A 20,669-nucleotide genomic window follows, 5' to 3' on the forward strand; every position below is an offset into this window, starting at 1 on the left:
TCAAAGGCCGTCTGAAATATAAATAGAAGTATCAGAAAGGATGTCATGATGTTGGGCGCAGTCATTGGCGATATTGCCGGATCACGATTCGAGTTTGACAACTACCGTCATACCGATTTTGACATTTTCAGCCCCGACAGCGACTTTACCGATGACACGATTTGCACTGTTGCCATTTCCGATTGGGTTTTACAAGGTTGTAACGATAATTTGGCCTCTATTTTGCAAGGCTGGTGTAGGGCATATCCCTGTCCGAAAGGCGCATATGGCGGCCGCTTCTCACAATGGATAGAATGGAAAGATCCAGAACCTTATAATAGCTGGGGCAACGGCTCGGCCATGCGTGTTTCTGCCGTTGGTTGGGCATTTGCCACATTGGAAGAAACCCTGCATTTTGCCGAACAATCCGCCATCGTGACGCACAACCACCCAGAAGGCATTAAAGGTGCGCAAGCCGTAGCCGCCGCCATCTTTTGGGCGCGTACCGGTATAGGCAAAGCGCAAATCAAAGAAAACATTACACGACAATTCGGCTACGACTTGAGCCAAAGTTGCGACCAAATCCGCCCGTATTATCATTTCAACGAAAGCTGTCAGGAAACCGTACCTCAAGCGATTACCGCCTTTCTTGAAAGCGATGATTTTGAACATGCCATCCGACTGGCAGTTTCCCTGGGTGGAGACAGTGACACCTTGGCAGCCATTACCGGCAGTATTGCCGAAGCCTACCATGGTATCCCTACCGCCATGCGCGAACACGCTTTAGCCATATTGCCACGCCGTATTGCTGAAACCCTGCTGACTTTTGAATCCCAATATCAGGCCGTCTGAAACCGCCTGCAAAAAGGAATGAATGATGAAATACCTCGCCCTACTCCCTATCGCCTTCATGCTGGGTACGCCTGCCATTGCCGAAACCATCAATCCTTATCAGGAAAAAGGTTGCGCTTATGATGGCGATGTCGGCAAAGACGGCAAACCGTCTGGTAAAGGTACATGGAAATGCCAAGACGGCCGCAGTTATGTCGGCACATTTAAAAACGGCAAATTTGACGGCAAAGGCGCATATACCGTTTCCGGCAACCGCGAAACCTTTATCGAACCTTTCTCCTCCAATAGCGCCAAATTGCGCAATATGACACTGGAAGGCATGTTCAAAAAAGGCAAGGCGCACGGAAACTTTACCGCTTCTCAAAACGGCACACCCGTCTTCATCATGAAATGCGAAGACGGTATGATTAAAGAAGTCAAACTGCCTAAAAAATCTGCTTCAAAAGCCAAATAAATACCCTTTCAGACGGCCTTATCCATATTTCAGGCCGTCTGAAACATCAATTAACAAGCCTGCCTAAAGGCTGTTGTGTTGATTTTAAAGAATTTCCAAACAACCCTCACCCCAGGACAACCACCATGAGCATTAAATCCGACAAATGGATACGCCGCATGGCCGAAGAACACGGCATGATTGAGCCGTTCGAGCCCAACCAAATCAAAGAGGCCAACGGCCAACGCATCATTTCCTACGGCACATCCAGCTACGGCTACGACATCCGCTGTGCCAATGAATTTAAAATCTTCACCAATATCAACAGCACCATCGTTGACCCGAAAAACTTCGACCCGAAAAACTTCGTTACCGTCGAAGACGACTGCTGCATCATTCCGCCCAACTCCTTTGCACTGGCGCGCACAGTCGAATATTTCCGCATCCCGCGCAACGTCCTGACCGTCTGCTTAGGCAAGTCCACTTACGCTCGCTGCGGCATTATCGTCAACGTTACCCCGTTCGAGCCCGAGTGGGAAGGCTACGTTACGCTTGAGTTTTCCAACACCACCCCCTTGCCTGCCAAAATTTATGCAGGCGAAGGCGTGGCCCAAGTCTTGTTCTTTGAAAGCGATGAAGTCTGCGAAACTTCATACAAAGACCGCAACGGCAAATACATGGGTCAAACCGGTGTTACCCTGCCTAAGACTTAATATACAAAATGATAAAAGGCCGTCTGAAGTTTCAGACGGCCTTTTATCATTTCATTTAGAAACGGCGTTTCAGCTTGCAAGCCTGCAAGATATGAACGGCGAGTTCTTCCACAGATTTATCCGTTGTATTGGTAAACGGCACTCCGTGGCGTTTGAACATATTTTGCGCATCAGCAATCTCGCTGCGGCAAGTATCGATTTTGGCATAGGTCGAATTAGGACGGCGCTCCTGACGGATAGCCTGCAGACGCTCAGGCTGAATGGTCAAGCCGAACAGCTTATCTTTATAAGGTTTGACCATACGCGGCAAATCGGTTGATTCCAAGTCATCGGGAATCAATGGATAGTTTGCGGCGCGGATACCGTATTGCAGAGCCAGATAGAGACAGGTTGGCGTTTTACCCGAACGGGACACACCCATCAAAATCACATCCGCTTCCTGCAGGTTTTTATCGCTGACACCGTCATCATGGTTGAGCGAGAAGTTCACTGCTTCCATACGCGCATCGTAACGCTTGGTATTGCCGATACTATGATGGCCTCGTTCGGCAATCGTTGCTTCAACATTCAATTCTTTTTCCAGCAAACCCAAGAACGTTTCAAAGAAATCAATATGGAATGCATTGGATTTTTTGATGATTTCACGGATTGCATCATTTACCACGCTGACAAAAGCAATCGGACGATCGCCAAACTGTTCGGCTGTCTTATTGACCTCATCCACTACGGCCAACGCTTTTTCAGACGTATCGATAAATGGATAAACATGGCGCTTGAACTCGACATTGCCGAATTGGTTCAACAGGGCTTCACCGATATTTTCGGCGGTCAGACCGGTGCGGTCGGAAATATAGAAGACTTGGCGTGGAGCTGTCATAGTGAATCCTTCTGAGGGTAACATTTCAGACGGCAATCATAGCAGTTACAGCCTTTGCAATAAAGCGATTCCCGGTAGATTACACAGGATTACAACAAATTTGAACAAATTTTAAATTAGAATAAAATTTTATTTTTTTAGATTTATTGGAATTATATTCCACATTTGCAAAATAAATTTCGATTCTTAAATTTATTAACTTATTTTGTTTTCCATATTTAACAAGAAGATAACACGTAAAAACATGAATCTGATATTCACATTTCAGAGGGCTACACGTCTGAAAAGCACAATATCACAGACGAATTTGTGATTTTTAAAAAGATAAAACACATGACAGCCATCAAACGAATGGCTACAATAAGCAGGCGGATTTGTTTCTTTTTTAACATTTTTGGATTGGATTGGACACACAAATGGCCGAAAACTACGTTATTTGGTTTGAAAACCTGCGTATGACTGACGTTGAGCGAGTGGGCGGTAAAAATGCCTCTTTAGGCGAAATGATCAGCCAACTGACTGAAAAAGGCGTGCGCGTTCCCGGCGGTTTTGCAACCACAGCCGAAGCTTATCGTGCTTTCCTGGCTCACAATGGTCTGAGCGAGCGTATTTCCGAAGCCCTGAAACAACTGGATGTTGAAGACGTTGCCGAATTGGCACGCGTGGGTAAAGAAATCCGTCAATGGATTTTGGATACCCCGTTCCCTGAGCAGCTGGATGCTGAAATCGAAACAGCTTGGAACAAAATGGTTGCCGATGCCGGCGGTGCGGACATCTCCGTTGCCGTACGTTCTTCCGCAACAGCAGAAGACTTGCCGGACGCTTCTTTCGCCGGCCAACAAGAAACCTTCCTGAACATCAACGGCTTGGATAACGTTAAAGAAGCAATGCGCCATGTATTCGCTTCCCTGTACAACGACCGTGCCATTTCTTACCGTGTCCACAAAGGCTTCGAACACGACATCGTTGCCCTTTCTGCCGGCGTACAACGCATGGTGCGCTCTGACAGTGGTGCTTCCGGTGTGATGTTTACCATCGATACCGAATCCGGTTACGACCAAGTCGTTTTCGTTACCTCTTCTTACGGTCTGGGCGAAAACGTCGTACAAGGCGCGGTAAACCCTGACGAATTCTATGTATTCAAACCTACTTTGAAAGCAGGCAAACCGGCTATCCTGCGCAAAACCATGGGTTCAAAACAAATCAAAATGATCTTTACCGACAAAGCCGAAGCCGGTAAATCTGTCACCAACGTTGATGTACCTGCAGAAGACCGTCAACGCTTCTCCATTACCGATGCCGAAGTAACCGAGTTGGCTCATTACGCGCTGACCATCGAAAAACACTACGGCCGCCCAATGGACATCGAATGGGGCCGCGACGGCTTGGATGGTAAACTCTACATCCTGCAAGCACGCCCTGAAACCGTGAAATCTCAAGAAGACAGCAGCCGCAACCTGCGCCGCTTCTCTATCAACGGCGAAAAAGTTGTCTTGTGCGAAGGCCGAGCTATCGGTCAAAAAGTTGGCCAAGGTAAAGTTCGCTTGGTGAAAGATGCTTCCGAGATGGATTCCGTTGAAGCAGGCGACGTACTCGTTACCGACATGACCGACCCGGATTGGGAACCGGTAATGAAACGTGCTTCTGCCATCGTTACCAACCGTGGCGGCCGTACCTGCCACGCAGCGATTATCGCGCGTGAATTGGGTATTCCGGCTGTCGTAGGTTGTGGCGACGCTACCGATCTGTTGTCCGAAGGCCAAGAAGTTACCGTATCTTGTGCCGAAGGCGATACCGGCTTCATCTACTCCGGCTTGCTGGACGTACAAATTACCGATGTTGCTTTGGACAACATGCCTAAAGCGCCTGTAAAAGTAATGATGAACGTTGGTAACCCTGAATTGGCATTCAGCTTCGCCAACCTGCCTAGCGAAGGTATCGGCTTGGCGCGTATGGAATTCATCATCAACCGTCAAATCGGTATCCATCCTAAAGCCTTGTTAGAATTCGATAAACAAGACGATGAATTGCAAGCGGAAATTACCCGCCGCATCGCTGGCTACGCCTCTCCTATTGACTTCTATGTCGATAAAATCGCAGAAGGTGTGGCAACTTTGGCTGCTTCGGTTTATCCACGCAAAACCATTGTTCGTATGTCTGACTTCAAATCCAACGAGTACGCTAACTTGGTGAGCGGCAGCATCTACGAACCGCACGAAGAAAACCCAATGTTGGGCTTCCGTGGTGCAGCGCGTTATGTAGCCGATAACTTCAAAGACTGCTTCGCGCTCGAGTGCAAAGCCTTGAAACGCGTTCGCGATGAAATGGGTTTGACCAACGTCGAAATCATGATTCCATTCGTTCGTACTTTGGGTGAAGCAGAAGCTGTTGTTAAAGCCCTGAAAGAAAACGGTTTGGAACGCGGCAAAAACGGCCTGCGCCTGATCATGATGTGCGAGTTGCCAAGCAACGCTGTATTGGCAGAACAATTCCTGCAATACTTCGACGGCTTCTCCATCGGCTCTAACGACATGACCCAGCTGACCCTCGGCCTCGACCGTGACAGCGGTTTGGTATCTGACTCCTTCGACGAGCGTAACCCTGCCGTTAAAGTGATGTTGCACTTGGCAATCTCTGCTTGCCGCAAACAAAACAAATACGTCGGTATTTGCGGTCAAGGCCCATCAGACCATCCAGACTTTGCCAAATGGCTGGTTGAAGAAGGTATCGAGAGCGTATCGCTCAACCCTGATACCGTCATTGAAACCTGGCTGTATTTGGCTAACGAATTGAACAAATAAGTTCGATAAGACAAAAATCCCCTGCCCGTTTATCCCGGCAGGGGATTTTTATTGCCTTATTCAATGCCGTCTGAAAAAACTTTCACTTTCTTTTACCTTAATAAAAAAATCCTTTATCATCAAAATGATAAAAAAATATACCGCCATATTCACAAATTTTCAATGTTAATATACTGCTTCTCTGTATTTTATCCCATGCCTTTTGAGTGAACCTTTTCTCACTCTTCCTATCTATCATATATAGCATAACGATACATTTAAAATATCCCATGAATACAAACTTTATTTCCACCTTTCAGACGGCCTTGAAACGTCTGGCACTCATCAGCACCATTGCCGTCTTAGCAGCCTGTGCCGGCAACAATACCTCTTCCAACCGTGCCGTACCTGACGGCTACTACAAAGTCCGCCCTGGCGATACCCTGACCCAAATCGCCAAACGCTACGGACAAAATGTCAATACACTGGTTGCCTGGAATAATCTTCCCAACGCCTCACAAATCGAAGTCGGCCAAGTTTTGCGCGTCCGCCGTCATGTTGCCCCACGCAGCACTGCAACACAGCAACACCAAACCACTGCCGTTACCCCGATCAACCAATTGAACCTGCAATGGCCGACCGATAACGCCTCATCCTCCATTATCCAACGCTACAACGGCACCACCAGCAAAGGCATAGATATTGCAGGCACACAAGGCCAACAAATCCGTTCCGCCGCAGCCGGTACCATCATCTACGTTGGCGAAGAAGTCCGCGGCTACGGCAAGCTAATTTTGATCAGCCACAATGAATACACCATTACCGCCTATGCCCACAACGACACGCTTTTGGTACAAAAAGATCAAAAAGTCCAAGCAGGCCAAGTTATCGCCACCATGGGCAACAGCGATTCAGACAACGTCAAGCTGCATTTTGAAGTACGTCTAAACGGCAAAGCAGTCGATCCTCTGCCTTATTTGACCAGAACAAATTAATACCTCAATTTAAAGGCCGTCTGAAATAACTTTATTTCAGACGGCCTTTTGATTTGTCTTATCATAACACCCATCTCAACAAAGCGTTTACCAACTTAACTTATGTTGATTGAGTGTAAATGCCGTTATACAATAACAACTCTTTTTAACATTCCATTTCAGGTACCCTACTATGTCTCCTAACCGTATCCTTGCAACCGCATTCTTGTTTGCATCTGCATTTGCCAGCGCAGATGTCCATATTGATGAAAGCATCCCTTACCGCGACAAAGAAGAAATCGATACCCGTATCGTTTCGGAATGTTTAGAAGTAGGCAGTATTATGTCCAAATCTTTGCAAGAAACTGCAGCCAAAAGCGATGTAACTGTTATCCGTGACGGTAAAAAACAAGGCACATACGCAGATATCGCCATTACTTCCGCTATGAGCGCAGGCAATGCCTTTATCGGTCACGCCAAAGGTATGGCGGTTTCAGCCGCTTTGTATGTTGACGGCAAACAAGTTAATAAAAAAACCTTCACCCGCAACTCTTCCGGCGGCATGTTTGGCGCTTATAAAAGCTCTTGCGCCGTCTTGAACCGCACTTCTAAAGTATTGGGTTCAGATATTGCCCAATGGGTGGTCCGCGAACAAAAAAACGCTCAAGATAAATAAAACCCCAATTTGATAAAGGCCGTCTGAAAAACCGTATTTCAGACGGCCTATATATTTTCTATTTCTCTAGGAACAAAGAAATAAATTATCCATTAATCATTGTCAGAAATAGAGAATTTTATTTCTAACGCCCTTGATTTTAGAATACCTACCCTCAATTATTAACACCATAAGAATTTTGTATATGAGCAGTCAAAGGAATAACATGGCAGAAAAAAACTATTATGAAATACTGGGCGTTACCAAAGATGCGGATGAGGCCGAAATCAAAAAAGCCTACCGAAAACTGGTGCGCAAATACCACCCCGATGTCAGCAAAGAACCTGACGCAGCCGAACGTACGGTAGAAATCAACCGTGCCTACGAAACGCTTTCCGACAAAGAAAAGCGGGCTGAATACGATGAAATGTTGGCTAATCCTTACGGACACAGCACCAGAGGCAATCCGTTTGGTCAAGGAAGCAATCCGTTTGGCAATGGATTCAATGGTGGTGGCTTCCGCTATGAACGTCATGAAGGCGAGCCGTTCGGAGCGGGAGACTTCAATTTTGAAGATCTGTTTTCATCATTCCGCCAATCCCACACTCGTTCCGAACAACCCCGAGGCCCAATAAAAGGCGAGGATCAACATGCTGAATTGAGTATTGATATTTATGCAGCGTATGTTGGTGCAGAACGTAGCATGACTTTGAATGTGCCGACTCTAGACGAATACGGACGTGCGGTTTATCAAAATAAAACCCTCAACGTTAAAATTCCCAAAGGTATTGCAGAAGGCCAACAAATCCGTTTGGCCGGTCAAGGTTTGCCGGGATACAACGGCGGGGAAAACGGTGACTTGTACTTAAAAATTAAGTTCCACGACCAACCTGATTTATATGTCAAAAACAGGAAAGACGTATATCAAACAATAGATGTCAAACCTTGGGAAGCCGTATTGGGCGGCAAAATCATCGTCCCTACCGCTTCAGGCCGCTTACAGGTCAATCTGCCTGCCAACAGCCAAAGCGGTAAAAGCATCCGCCTTAAAGGCAAAGGTATTCCTGCAAAAGAAGCCGGAGACCTTTATCTTAATATCCGCATTAATGTTCCGCCAGTAGAGAGCGAAGCCGACCGTGCCGCATGGGAAAAATTGGCCGAACACTTTGCCGCAAAACAAGCATAAGAGAAAGGATAAATTATGATTCAGTCCTCCGATATTACCCTTACTTTTGAAGAAATCGTTGCCGCCAGCCGCTGCCGTCGCGATTGGCTGTTGGAACTTATAGCAGAAGACATCATCAGCATCGATGGCGCGCCCGAAAAAAGCACCTTCAGTGGTTTTCATCTTGCCCGCATCCGTCGCGCACAACGCTTAAGCCGTGATTTTGAGGCCGGCATTCCCGCATTGGGGCTGATTATGCGGCTGTTAGACGAGGTGGAAGAACTCAGAAAAATACAGCGTCCGCTGGTACTACTCGAAGAAGAGTAAATATCGACAAGTTGTTCGATTAAATATTGATGACAAAAAAAGTTTTTGATGTTTATTGATATTCTATAATGAAAGGCCGTCTGAAAGTATTTTCAGACGGCCTTTTTATGCCTTAATTAACAACAGCGTCCGCCGTTGCCGCCGCAACGGCGTTTGCGGCAGTAGTCTTGAAATTGCAGCTCAGTCATGACCGGCGCGTTGGGATTATGTCTGCGCTGGCGGGCAACGTAGTTTTCATAATCTGGAACACCGGCCATCAAGTTTGCTGTCAGCTTGATGGTTTTCCACCAAGATGCAAGCTTATGCTTCATTCTGAGCCTCCGGCTGTTTACCGTCGCGGTACACTGCTGGAATTTCTTTAGCAGTTGGCCAGCCGACTTTGCGGGCTTTCATGGCAGTATGGAAACCGTATACGGCGACAATCACGACAACTGCCAGGAACAAAGCGGTCAGACCGGCATTGATTTGGTCGTTGAAGATGATTTGTGACATTTCGCCAATGTCTTTAGCTGGAGCAAGGACTTTGCCTGAAGCCAAGGCATCGCGGTATTTGCCTGCGTGAGCCAAGAAGCTGACGCGGGGGTCGCTGTGGAACAGTTTTTGCAAACCGGCATAGCAGGTGACAAACAATACGCCGAAAGCAGGAACCAAAGTTACCCAAACATAGCGGTCGCGTTTCATTTTCACCAATACAACGGTACACATAATCAACGCTACGCCTGCCAGCATTTGGTTGGCGATGCCGAACAAAGGCCAGAGCGAGTTGATGCCGCCCAAGGGGTCGGTCACGCCGGTGTAGAGGAAGTAGCCCCACAATGCCACGGCGAAGAAGGTCGCAATCAGGTTGGCAGGGATGGAGTCGGTGTTGCCGAAAGGTTTGTAGAAGATGCTGCCCAAGTCTTGAATCATGAAACGGGCAACGCGTGTACCGGCGTCAACCGCGGTCAAGATGAACAAGGCTTCAAACAGCAAGGCAAAGTGATACCAGAACGCCATCATGGCTTCGCCCGGAATCAGACGGCTCATGATGTGTGCCATACCGACTGCGAGGGTAGGCGCACCGCCTGCACGGGACAGAATGGTGTTTTCGCCTACTTCTTTAGCAGTGTGCAACAGGGTTGCGGCATCAACAGGGAAGTTCAGTTTAGTGGTGATGACTTCGGCAGCTGTGTTGGCATCCGTACCAATCAGCGCGGCCGGGCTGTTCATCGCGAAGTACACGCCTGGATCAAGCGAAGCGGCGGCGGCCAGAGCCATAATGGCCACAAAGCTTTCCATAATCATGCCGCCGTAACCGATCATACGGACGTGGGTTTCGTTTTCCACCATTTTTGGCGTGGTACCTGAAGAAATCAGCGCATGGAAGCCTGAAACCGCACCACAAGCAATGGTAATGAACAAGAATGGGAACAATGCACCGGAGAATACCGGGCCTGAACCATCGATAAAGTGGGTAACTGCAGGCATTTGCAGAGTCGGGTTAACAATGACGATACCCAAAGCCAAAGCTGCAATCGTACCGATTTTCAGGAAGGTAGACAGATAATCGCGCGGAGTCAGCAAGAGCCAAACCGGCAATACGGAAGCCACGAAACCGTAAATCATAATCGCCCAAGTCAGCTGAATGCCGTCAAGATCAAACCAGTGACCGAAGGAGCTGTGGGCAACATCTTCACCGTAAATCACAGCCAACATCAGCAAAATAAAGCCGACGATGGAAATCTCACCAATTTTGCCCGGACGGATATAACGGGTGTAGATACCCATAAACAGGGCAATCGGCATGGTTGCCGCGATGGTAAACGTACCCCAAGGGCTGTGAACCAATGCTTTCACAACGATCAGCGCCAACACCGCCATAATGATGACCATAATCATCAAAATACCGATGGAGGCAATCACGCCTGGGACGGTACCGAGTTCTTGTTTCACGATATCGCCCAAAGACTTACCGTCACGGCGCATAGAAACAAACAGTACCATCATATCCTGTACGGCACCGGCAAACACCACGCCGAAGATAATCCACAAAGTACCGGGCAGATAACCCATTTGCGCTGCCAATACAGGACCAACCAGAGGGCCTGCGCCGGCAATAGCGGCAAAGTGGTGACCGAACAGTACGCCTTTATGTGTGGGTACATAGTCCAAGCCGTCATTATGGCGTTCTGCCGGAGTCAGACGGTTAGGATCAAGCTGCATCACACGGTTGGCAATGTAAAGACTGTAAAAACGGTAGGCAATGCAGTATACCGAAATGGCGGCCGTAACCATCCAAATCGCACTGACCTGCTCGCCACGGCTGAGAGCTAAAGTGGTAAAGGAGGCCAAGCCTACCAAAACCACAATGCCCCAGATCAAAAATGATTTGAGCGATTTCATTGATTTATCCTTAAAACGTGATGCACCAAGGCTTGCTTTAGCGACAAACTGCCTTAATGCGCTTCAGAAAGACCAGTCATTATAGTCTTCATGATTTCATGAGTGAAATGTCATTTCAACCCCAATTCGACTGAAAACAAAATGATTAGTTCGTCCGTAAGGTTAACACAAACAGACAATATACCCTTCATTTTTTACTTCAAAACCAAATATTCCTTAACATATAGCAAACGAAAGGCCGTCTGAAAACCCAAATATTCAGTTTTCAGACGGCCTGACAAACGGTCAATGCTATAATCCGATATTCCCATTTCTCTATATTGCCATACCATGCAAAACAACGATTCCGAAACCATGCGCCTCTCCAAACGCATGGCGCAATTAGGCTTATGCTCGCGCCGCGAGGCAGACAGCTACATCGAGCAAGGCTGGGTCAAAGTAAACGGCCAAACCGCCGTACTCGGTCAAAAAGTCACCGAGCGTGACCGCATCGACCTCAACAAACAAGCCCATGAAAAACAAGCAGCGCGCGTAACCATCCTGCTGAACAAACCTGTCGGCTACGTCAGCGCGCAGGCAGAAAAAGGCTATAAATCTGCCGCAGAACTCATTACCGCCGACAACCATTGGGAAGGCGACGACAGCCGTATCCCTTTCAGCGAAAAGCACAAATTCGGCTTAGCCCCTGCCGGCCGCTTGGACATTGACTCTGTCGGATTGTTGGTACTCACTCAGGACGGCCGTATTGCCAAACAACTGATTGGCGAAAACAGCAGCAGCGAAAAAGAATACCTTGTCCGCGTCCGTGGCAAACTGGACGACAAAGGCCTCGCTCTGCTCAACCACGGCTTGAGTTTGGACGGAGAAAAATTGCGCCCCGCCAAAGTCGAATGGCAAAACGAAGACCAGTTGCGCTTTATTTTGCGACAAGGCAAAAAACGACAAATCCGCCGCATGTGCGAACTGGTCGGCCTGCGCGTTGTCGGTTTGAAACGCATCCGCATGGGCAAAGTCAAACTCGGCAGACTGCCGCCGGGCAAATGGCGTTATTTACGCGCTGACGAATCGTTTTAATTGCAGATAACAAAAAGGCCGTCTGAAAATATATTTCAGACGGCCTTATCTTTTACTGCTTACTCAATATACGTAAACTTCGCACGTTTGATATTGCATAGGATTTCGTATGGAATCATACCGGCAACTTCGGAAACTTCATTGATATTAATCACATCACCCCAAAGCTCGACTTCCGCGCCCAAGCCCTCTTTCGAGGCTTCCAGTTCAACCGTAATCATATCCATAGATACCCTGCCGATAATACGGCTACGCTTACCATCCACGGCCACAGGGGAATTAGTAGAAGCGCGACGCGGATAACCGTCGGCATAGCCGCAGGCAATCAAACCGACACGGGTAGATTTGCTGGTGTAGAACGTTGCGCCGTAGCCAATCGGAGAATGCGGCTGCAACACGCGCTCGCCGAAAACGCGAGAAGTCAGGCGCATAACCGGTTTCAAACGCTCATCCACGCCGCCGAAAGGCGAAATACCATATAAGGCCAGACCGGCACGTCCCCAATCGCGGCGTGCTTCAGGCACGTTCAAGATCGCGGCGGAATTGGCCAAGCTCTCCTCGCCTTCCAAACCCTCACACGCCAAATCAAACGCTTCAAGCTGCATTTCGGTCATGCCGTTTTCCGGTTCGTCCGCGCAGGCAAAATGGCTGAATTTCACAATATTTCCAACCGATTCGGATTGTTTCAATGCAGTATAGGCAGCGGCATAGTTGTGTGGAAAGAAACCGGCACGGTGCATACCTGAGTCCATTTTCAGCCATACGGTTGTCGGGCTTTGCCACTCATGATGCGCAAACGCCTCCAGCTGCCATTGGCTACCGATTGCCGGCCACAAATCATAACGGTCAACATCCGCATACTCCGCATCCTCAAATACGCCTTCCAACAAAACAATCGGATTTTTAATGCCGTTTTGACGCAACTCCACGCCTTCATCTACCGTTGCCACCGCAAAGCCGTCGGCAATATCCGCCAACGCGTGTGCACATCTGACCGCACCATGCCCGTAAGCATCGGCCTTAATCACAGCCAACAATTTATTGCCGTGCAACTCTTTGAGAAAACGATAATTTTGACGTAAATTATCCAAACGGATTTGCGCATTGAGCGGACGCATAATGTATTCCTCTTATCGGCATTTCGTTTCAGACGGCCTGCCCTATTACTTTGAAGTAAATATTATAGGTCAAAAACCACACAGGATTCCATGAAATACACAAGAATAATCTATTCATAATTTAGACCTCATGCTCTCCTTCAGGCATTTATGCTTCTTCTCAAGCTGTTTTAAGGTTATGATTCAATCCAAATGAAAACGACAGACATCAAGGCCATGAAAGAACTCGACAAAACCGACTTAAAAATTCTCAAGCTCCTACAACAAAATGCACGCATCCCCATGACCGAATTGGCTGAAAAAGTCGGCCTCTCCACCACGCCGGTAACCGAACGCGTCCGCCGCTTGGAACGCGACAACCTTATTACCGGCTATCATGCCCATCTGAATCCCCATGCTTTAGGTCAAAGCCTCTTGGTCTTTGTCGAGCTAAAACTGCGCTCCAAATCCGGCAATATTTTTGAAGACTTCAAACGCGAAGTGCTGAAGATTCCGCAAATTCTAGAATGCCACTTAGTCTCCGGCGAATACGACTACCTTATCAAAGTCCGCCTGCCCAATATGTCCGCCTATCGCGATATGCTCGGCAATATCCTGCTGCAACTGCCGGCTGCGTCCGAAAGCCGCAGCTATGTTGTCATGGAAGAAGTCAAAGAAGAAGTGGTATTAGACATCTAATTCTATTCAACCAACAAAGGCCGTCTGAAAGATTACAACATTCAGACGGCCTTTATTTTAAATAGGCAAAAAAAAATGCACACATCCGACAGAATGTGTGCCAAGTCTACAAAGGAGAAATAGAGGAGAAACTATTAACTGACTACTCGAACCAGCTAACGAAACGAATTATGCAACAAGAGCTTCAACCGCGCAAGTATTTTTCTTGTAAAATTTCTTAATTATTCGATTTACAAATTTTAAATGTAATCATATTTCAATGCGGATAAAAAAATGCGCATACCGTTTCGATATGCGCCAAGTCTACAAAGGAGAAATAGAGGAGAAAAATCAAGCTGCATCAAGCAACTCAACGGCGCGAATTATCCTAGCCTTCTACCCCCCTGTCAACTGTTTTCCCATCTATTTTCAAGTATTTTGCTAAAAAACAACAAGTCCGCTATTCCCCTCTTTTTCTTGCTATTTTCGCCCATATTTAAGAAATTTAGGGCCGTCTGAATCATATATTGCCACTCAAGATAAACGGCTCCATACTCACACATTCATCGTCCATATCAACCCAACCCAAAGACCATGACCACCCCACTCTCCCTTGCCGTCGTCGGCCATACCAACACAGGCAAAACCTCGCTCTTACGTACGCTTTTGCGCGACAGCACCTTCGGCGAAGTGAAAAACGCGCCATCCACCACGCGCCATGTCGAAGAAGCCCTCATCAACGATGGCGACGACAGCTTGGTTTACCTCTACGACACACCCGGTCTTGAAGATGCAGGCGGCGTGTTGGACTGGCTGGAAACCCATACATCCGCACGCGATGACGGCATTGAGCGCATCCAGCAATTCCTCAGCAGTCATGAGGCGCATCACGAGTTCAACCAAGAGGCCAAAGTGCTGCGCCAAGTCATGCAAAGCGATATGGCCATGTACGTCATCGATGCGCGGGAACCCGTCCTCGACAAATACAAAGACGAGCTGACCATTTTGTCTTGGTGCGCCAAGCCCATCATGCCCGTGTTCAACTTTACCCAAAATCAAGACCTGACCACTTGGACCAACATGCTCGCCCGTCGAACCCTGCATGTTTACGCCGGTTTCGATACCGTTGCCTTCGACTTTGAAGGCGAAATCCGATTGTGGGACAACCTTGCCACCATGTTACCTAAGCGTGACATCCTCGACCGCCTCATCAATATGCGCCGTCGCGAGTGGCAACGGCTGGATACGGAAGCGCGTCGTGAAATTGCCGATTTTCTGCTGGATGCCGCCGCATTTACCCAAGAAATTGCCGAAAACGACGACCCTGCCCCGACTTTGGAAGTCATGCAATCGGAAATCCGCCAACTTGAGCGGCAAATGCAACAACGCCTGTTCACACTTTACCACTTCTATCACGACGAAGTCGGCAGCGACAGCACATGGATGCCCAAAGCCTTCAAACAAGATCCGTTTGACAGCGAGTTGCTCAAACATTACGGCATCCGTACCGGTACCGGCGCAACCGCAGGCGCGCTCATCGGCTTAGGCTTGGATATTGCCACGCTTGGCGGATCACTTGGTTTGGGTACAGCCATTGGCGGACTATTGGGCGGTATTTTGCCCAATGCCCAAGACATCACCGACAAAATCAACGGCCGACAAACCCTGCATACCGATCCGGAAACCCTTACCCTACTTGCCGCACGCGCACTGGATTTGTTGCACGTCTTGCAAACGCGCGGCCATGCGGCTCAATCACACATCGAGCTAAAAGAACGCAAAGCGCCCTGGAATGCGGCCAAATTGCCAAGCGAACTCAACAAAGCGCGCAGCAACCGCAAATGGTCTTCGCTCAACACACACCAGCCAGAAGCCAGCCGTAACGAACGCGCAGCCTATGTCGCCACTTTAAGCGAAAAATTAAAAGCTTAGAATTACCGCATAACAAAAAGGCCGTCTGAAATCCAAATGTTTCAGACGGCCTTTTAATCTTAGCAGGCAAATACTTATTCAGCAGCTTTGGTTTCGCGTTTCAAACCGCCGCCAAGTGCTTTATACAAGTCGGCAAGGTTTTCCAAACGGGTCAGCTGATTGGCCAAAAGAGCAGTTTCTGCGCTGTAACTGCTGCGCTCGGCATCCAGCAAATCCAATGCGCTGGATACGCCATGTTTGTAGCGCAGGCTGATGAGGCGCAGGCTGTCGTTGTAGGCGCGGCTTTGTTTGCTCAAAGCGTCATAGCTTTTATCCAGCTGTTCGCGTGCAACCAACGCATTGGAAACGTCTTTAAATGCGGATTGAACGGCGGCTTCATAAGCAACGATTTGTGCTTGTTGGCGCAGTTTGGCTACGTCAAGATTGGCTTTGTTTGTACCCCAGTCAAAGATAGGCAGCGTGATGGACGGTGCAAACGCCCAAACACCTGTACCGCTCTTAAACAGGCCGCTCAACTCGCCGGAAGCCGTACCGACCGAACCGGTCAGGCTGATGCGCGGGAAGAAGGCCGCACGTGCCGCGCCGATATTGGCATTGGCTTGTTTGAGCGAGTATTCGGCCGCGCGGATATCCGGGCGGTTGAGCAATACGTCCGAACTCAAACCGGCAGGCAGTTTGGTGATTTTGAACTGTTTACTCAAAGGCAAACCGGCAGGCAAGTCTTCGGGCAAAGGTTGGTTAATCAACATAGCCAATGAATTGCGCGCTTGCTCGCGGTTTTTCACTGCGGATGCGTAATCGGCTTTGGCCGATTCAATCAACGCTTCCTGTTGGCGTAAATCAACGGCGGAAATCACACCGGCTTTATGGCGCAATTGTGAGAGCTTGTAAGTCGCCTCACGGGTTTGCAACACACGTTGTGCCAATGCCATGGTTTCTTCAGCGTAGCGTTCGTTAAAGTAGGCTTTGGCCACGGTAGAAATCAAGGCCAGATGTGCGGCATCGCGGTTGGCGGCTACATTAAAATAACCTTGCAAAGCGGCTTCGTTGGTGCTGCGGACTCGGCCGAAGAGGTCGAGTTCATAAGAGGTTATGCCCAAACCAACGCTGTATTGGCTGCTGACGTTGCCGCCGCTCAAGCTGCCTTGACGCGAACCTGTACCGCTAGCGTTAACGGTCGGCAGCAGGTTGTTGCGCGCAATCATGTGCTGCTTGCGGTAGATTTCGGCATTCAGCGCGGCGGTGCGCAAATCGGTATTGCGTTCCAACGCAATGTCGATCAAGCGGTGCAGGCGCGGATCGGCAAAGTAGTCTTGCCAACCCAATTCAGCGGCGCGGATACCGTCGTCAACAGTGTCGTATTTAAACGTATCGGCTACGGCAACTTGGGGCTGCTCATATTTCGGTATCATGGTACAGGCCGACAAAGCCACGGCGGCGGCAATGGCGGTCAGTACAGGTTTGAATGTAATCTTCTTCATTTTAGAATCCTTTAGCATTTTGAGGCCGTCTGAAAATTTTCAGACGGCCTTTGCTTTAGTGCTTGTCTGAATCGTGTTTACCGTCTTCAATCATGCCGGCTTCAGCGGCGTGTTTGGCGGCCATCTCATGCTCGTGTGCGGTTTCTTTAAAGAATTTGCGAACAACCACATAGAACAAAGGCACAAGGAACACAGACAGAATCGTACCGATCAACATACCCCAGAACACGGTCGTACCAATCGCACGTTGGCTGGCGGAGCTGGCACCGCTGGCAACATAGAGCGGTACCACGCCCAAGATGAAGGCGAACGAAGTCATGATAATCGGACGGAAACGCAGGTGTGCGGCTGCAAGCGCAGCTTCAAGCGCACTCTTGCCTTGCGCTTGCAGGTCTTTGGCAAATTCGATAATCAAAATCGCATTTTTCGCACTCAAGCCCATCACCGTAACGAAACCGACTTGGAAGTAGATATCGTTGGCGTATGCCGGGATACTGCCCAGCAGTGCCTCAAACATGTTACGGCCGGTCACGCCCAATGCCGCGCCAATCAAGCCCAACGGAATCACAAGGATAACCGCCAACGGGATAGACCAGCTTTCGTATAAAGCAGCCAATACTAAGAATACAGCGGCAGCAGCCAATGCGTACAACACGACAGTTTGAGAGCCGCCTTTAGCCTCTTCACGAGACTGACCGCCCCATTCCAGACTGTAACCGCCGCCCATTTCATCAACCATTTGCTGTACCGCAGCCATGGCTTGACCGGAAGATACGCCATTAACAGGCGAGCCGGAAAGCTCCATTGCCGGATAACCATTGAAGCGGACGCTTTGTTCCATACCGTTTTCCCAAGAAACAGTAGCAATGGTAGAAAGCGGTACGGCAACGCCGGATTTGTTCGGTACAGTCAGGTTCAGAATATCGGCAGGCTGCATACGGGCACTCGCATCAGCTTGTACCATTACGCGTTGCAGACGGCCTTGATTCGGGAAGTCGTTTACATAAGAGGAACCCAAAGAAGAAGCCAAAGCAGTACGGATATCAGAGAACGAAATACCTTGTGCGGCTGCTGCGGAACGGTTGATGTCGATTTTCAACTGCGGCGCATCTTCTAAACCGCTCGCACGGACGGTACTTGGGTTAAACAAACCGCTTTTGCGCATTTTGTCAATCAACTCATTACGCTTGGCCAACAATGCAGCATGGCCGCTGTTGTTACGGTCTTGCAGGTAAATCGTCAAGCCGGAGCCTGTACCCAATTCCATAATGGCAGGAGGCACAATCGCCAAACCGAAACCGTCTTTCAGCGTCCCCATCATCATGCCGGTCAACTTACCGGAAATAGAAGTCGCATCGCTGCCCGGAGCAGTACGTTCGCTCCAGTCTTTCAGAATGACAAAGCCCAAAGCCATGTTTTGACCTGAACCGCTAAAACTAAAGCCGGAAACGGTAATAATGTTCTCGATCTCAGGTACAGATTTCGCCAGTTGAGTGATTTGAGCCAAAGTTGCATCGGTACGTTCTTTGGTCGCACCGGCAGGCAGCTGTACGCTCAACATCAAGTTACCTTGGTCTTCAGTCGGCAAGAAGGAAGTCGGCAGACGCATAAACAAGAATACGCCCACAACAGTCAAGCCAATATAAACAAGCATCATGCGTAAAGTCTTGCGCAAGACTTTGGCAACCCAGCCTTCGTAGCCGTGTGTCCAGCTGTCGAATTTCTTGTTAAACCAACCGAAGAAACCTTTTTTCTCTTCGTGATGACCCTTCTGAATCGGTTTGAGCATGGTGGCACACAATGCCGGAGTCAGCGTCAAGGCAAGGAATGCGGAGAAGCCGATCGATGCCGCCATGGTCAAGGCAAACTGTTTGTAAATGTTACCGGTTGCACCGCTAAACATTGCCAGCGGCACAAATACGGACATCAAAACGGCAGTGATACCGATAACCGCGCCGGAAATCTGACCCATCGCTTTTTTGGTTGCAGCCTTAGGCGACAGACCTTCGCTCGCCATAATACGCTCAACGTTTTCAACGACCACAATCGCGTCATCGACCACAATACCGATTACTAATACCATCGCAAACATGGTCAATACGTTAATCGACATACCCATGTATGAGATAAAGGCAAAACCGCCCAACAGGGAAATCGGCACAACAATAGTCGGAATCAGCGTATAGCGGATGTTTTGCAGGAAGAGATACATCACCAAGAATACCAATACGATGGCTTCCAAAAGTGTATGGATTACTTTCTCAATCGAAATTTCCACAAATTTGGAAGTATCGTAGGGAACTTTCCAGCTCATGCCGTCTGGAAAATACTTCTGCAAAACCGCCATTTTTTCTTTCACGGCAGTCGCCGTTGCCAAAGCGTTACCGCTGTTAGACAGCATCACTGCCATACCGGTAGTGTTGACGCCGTTCAAACGGGTGGAAGAAGAATAATCCTGCATACCCAAGCTGACTTTGGCAACGTCTTTCAGATAGACATTAGAACCATCGATATTGGATACCAAAATGATGTTGCCAAACTCTTCAGCAGTGCTCAGCTGACCTTGCGCCGTCACAGTTGCTGAAATAGTCTGACCTGCAGCCGCCGGCAAAGAACCGATAGAGCCCGCTGAAATTTGAATATTTTGTGTCGCAAGCGCATTGGTTACCGTTGCAAAAGACAGGTTGTAGTTTTGCAGTTTTTTCGGGTCAACCCAAATACGCATGGCGCGTTGCGCACCAAACAATTGTACCTGCCCTACCCCGTCGATACGCTGCAGTTCAGGAATGATATTGCGCTGGGCGTAATCGTTCATTTCCTCAATGGATTGCTTTTCAGAAGAAAGCATGACCACTTGCAAGAAGTTGGAACGCGCTTTAGATACGGTTACACCATATTGCTGTACGGTAGAGGGCAATGTGGACAACACTTCCGACAATTTGTTCTGCACGTCTACCTGCGCCAAATCTTCATTGGTTTCCGGTGTAAACGTCAGACTGACGCTGCCGCTGCCGCTGGAATTGGCAGAAGTCGTCATATAGTCCAAACCTTCCACACCGTACATATTACGTTCGATAACGGCCAGTACGCTGTCTTCCATTACCTGAGCAGAAGCGCCCGGATAAGTAGCGCGCAAAGTAATGGTCGGTGCAGCAACGGACGGATATTGGGAAATCGGCAGTTTTTGAATGCCGAAAATACCCGCTGCGATGATAAAAATCGCAATAACCCATGCAAAAATGGGGCGGTCAATAAAAAACTTAGACATTC

Annotated in this window: 17 protein-coding genes; 11 read left to right on the forward strand and 6 right to left on the reverse strand. The window is 48.6% G+C overall.

The window, feature by feature from the left end; genetic code table 11:
- The first annotated feature begins 48 nt into the window (after window positions 1-48).
- From O3660_RS02280 to dcd, 3 genes are all read left to right on the forward strand, one after another.
- The gene (locus tag O3660_RS02280; protein ID WP_049352601.1) at window positions 49-831 is read left to right on the forward strand and encodes an ADP-ribosylglycohydrolase family protein; all 783 of its coding nucleotides are present in this window, start codon (window positions 49-51) and stop codon (window positions 829-831) included.
- A gap of 22 nt (window positions 832-853) precedes the next feature.
- Window positions 854-1,285 (forward strand): MORN repeat family protein, encoded by a 432-nt coding sequence (locus O3660_RS02285; RefSeq protein WP_049329146.1) that lies wholly within the window; start codon window positions 854-856, stop codon window positions 1,283-1,285.
- Window positions 1,286-1,410: 125 nt separating this feature from the next.
- The gene (gene dcd / locus O3660_RS02290) at window positions 1,411-1,977 is read left to right on the forward strand and encodes a dCTP deaminase (protein WP_003680541.1); all 567 of its coding nucleotides are present in this window, start codon (window positions 1,411-1,413) and stop codon (window positions 1,975-1,977) included.
- 55 nt (window positions 1,978-2,032) lie between these two features.
- Here dcd and O3660_RS02295 read toward each other — a convergent pair whose 3' ends face one another.
- Window positions 2,033-2,854 (reverse strand): pyruvate, water dikinase regulatory protein, encoded by an 822-nt coding sequence (locus O3660_RS02295; protein ID WP_049352599.1) that lies wholly within the window; start codon window positions 2,852-2,854, stop codon window positions 2,033-2,035.
- Window positions 2,855-3,270: 416 nt separating this feature from the next.
- Between O3660_RS02295 and ppsA the strand changes: the two genes are divergently transcribed.
- The 5 genes from ppsA to O3660_RS02320 all read left to right on the forward strand — a co-directional run bounded on the left by ppsA (window position 3,271) and on the right by O3660_RS02320 (window position 8,755).
- A complete protein-coding gene (ppsA, locus tag O3660_RS02300) occupies window positions 3,271-5,655 on the forward strand; it encodes a phosphoenolpyruvate synthase (RefSeq protein ID WP_049352598.1) in 2,385 nt (794 codons plus the stop codon).
- A 269-nt stretch (window positions 5,656-5,924) separates the two neighbouring features.
- A complete protein-coding gene (locus tag O3660_RS02305) occupies window positions 5,925-6,629 on the forward strand; it encodes a peptidoglycan DD-metalloendopeptidase family protein (RefSeq protein ID WP_049352596.1) in 705 nt (234 codons plus the stop codon).
- Between the two features lie 172 nt (window positions 6,630-6,801).
- Window positions 6,802-7,284, forward strand: coding sequence for a hypothetical protein (locus O3660_RS02310; RefSeq protein WP_049352594.1), 483 nt, complete (start codon window positions 6,802-6,804; stop codon window positions 7,282-7,284).
- A 205-nt stretch (window positions 7,285-7,489) separates the two neighbouring features.
- Window positions 7,490-8,449: a DnaJ C-terminal domain-containing protein gene (locus tag O3660_RS02315; RefSeq protein WP_049352593.1), complete on the forward strand. Its 960-nt coding sequence runs from the start codon at window positions 7,490-7,492 to the stop codon at window positions 8,447-8,449.
- A 15-nt stretch (window positions 8,450-8,464) separates the two neighbouring features.
- On the forward strand, window positions 8,465-8,755 hold the full coding sequence (locus tag O3660_RS02320; protein ID WP_003685006.1) for a chaperone modulator CbpM: 291 nt from the start codon (window positions 8,465-8,467) through the stop codon (window positions 8,753-8,755).
- 116 nt (window positions 8,756-8,871) lie between these two features.
- Here O3660_RS02320 and O3660_RS02325 read toward each other — a convergent pair whose 3' ends face one another.
- Both O3660_RS02325 and O3660_RS02330 read right to left on the reverse strand, forming a co-directional pair.
- The gene (locus O3660_RS02325; RefSeq protein WP_036493904.1) at window positions 8,872-9,066 is read right to left on the reverse strand and encodes a YbdD/YjiX family protein; all 195 of its coding nucleotides are present in this window, start codon (window positions 9,064-9,066) and stop codon (window positions 8,872-8,874) included.
- Window positions 9,056-11,137 (reverse strand): carbon starvation CstA family protein, encoded by a 2,082-nt coding sequence (locus O3660_RS02330; protein WP_371464492.1) that lies wholly within the window; start codon window positions 11,135-11,137, stop codon window positions 9,056-9,058. Before O3660_RS02330 ends, O3660_RS02325 begins: the two co-directional genes overlap by 11 nt.
- A gap of 330 nt (window positions 11,138-11,467) precedes the next feature.
- On the opposite strand from O3660_RS02330, the gene O3660_RS02335 reads away from it, so the two are divergent.
- Complete coding sequence (locus O3660_RS02335; protein ID WP_036493902.1) at window positions 11,468-12,211, forward strand: pseudouridine synthase; 744 nt, start codon at window positions 11,468-11,470, stop codon at window positions 12,209-12,211.
- A gap of 59 nt (window positions 12,212-12,270) precedes the next feature.
- Here the strand turns inward: O3660_RS02335 and alr are convergent, their stop codons facing one another.
- Entirely contained in the window at window positions 12,271-13,329 is a 1,059-nt protein-coding gene (gene alr, locus O3660_RS02340; RefSeq protein ID WP_049329139.1) for an alanine racemase, read from the reverse strand.
- Between the two features lie 216 nt (window positions 13,330-13,545).
- Here alr and O3660_RS02345 point away from each other — a divergent pair, with 216 nt between their 5' ends.
- Window positions 13,546-14,007 (forward strand): winged helix-turn-helix transcriptional regulator, encoded by a 462-nt coding sequence (locus tag O3660_RS02345; RefSeq protein ID WP_079453694.1) that lies wholly within the window; start codon window positions 13,546-13,548, stop codon window positions 14,005-14,007.
- 573 nt (window positions 14,008-14,580) lie between these two features.
- Window positions 14,581-15,918, forward strand: a complete 1,338-nt coding sequence (locus O3660_RS02350; protein WP_049350575.1) for a GTPase/DUF3482 domain-containing protein — start codon at window positions 14,581-14,583, stop codon at window positions 15,916-15,918.
- A gap of 74 nt (window positions 15,919-15,992) precedes the next feature.
- Here O3660_RS02350 and O3660_RS02355 read toward each other — a convergent pair whose 3' ends face one another.
- Together O3660_RS02355 and O3660_RS02360 are read right to left on the reverse strand one after the other, a co-directional pair.
- Window positions 15,993-17,399: an efflux transporter outer membrane subunit gene (locus tag O3660_RS02355; protein ID WP_371464493.1), complete on the reverse strand. Its 1,407-nt coding sequence runs from the start codon at window positions 17,397-17,399 to the stop codon at window positions 15,993-15,995.
- 55 nt (window positions 17,400-17,454) lie between these two features.
- Complete coding sequence (locus O3660_RS02360; protein WP_371464495.1) at window positions 17,455-20,667, reverse strand: efflux RND transporter permease subunit; 3,213 nt, start codon at window positions 20,665-20,667, stop codon at window positions 17,455-17,457.
- Window positions 20,668-20,669 lie beyond the last annotated feature (2 nt).

It is taken from the genome of Neisseria sp. 27098_8_139 (assembly GCF_041433195.1).
Classification (GTDB): Bacteria; Pseudomonadota; Gammaproteobacteria; order Burkholderiales; family Neisseriaceae; genus Neisseria; species Neisseria subflava.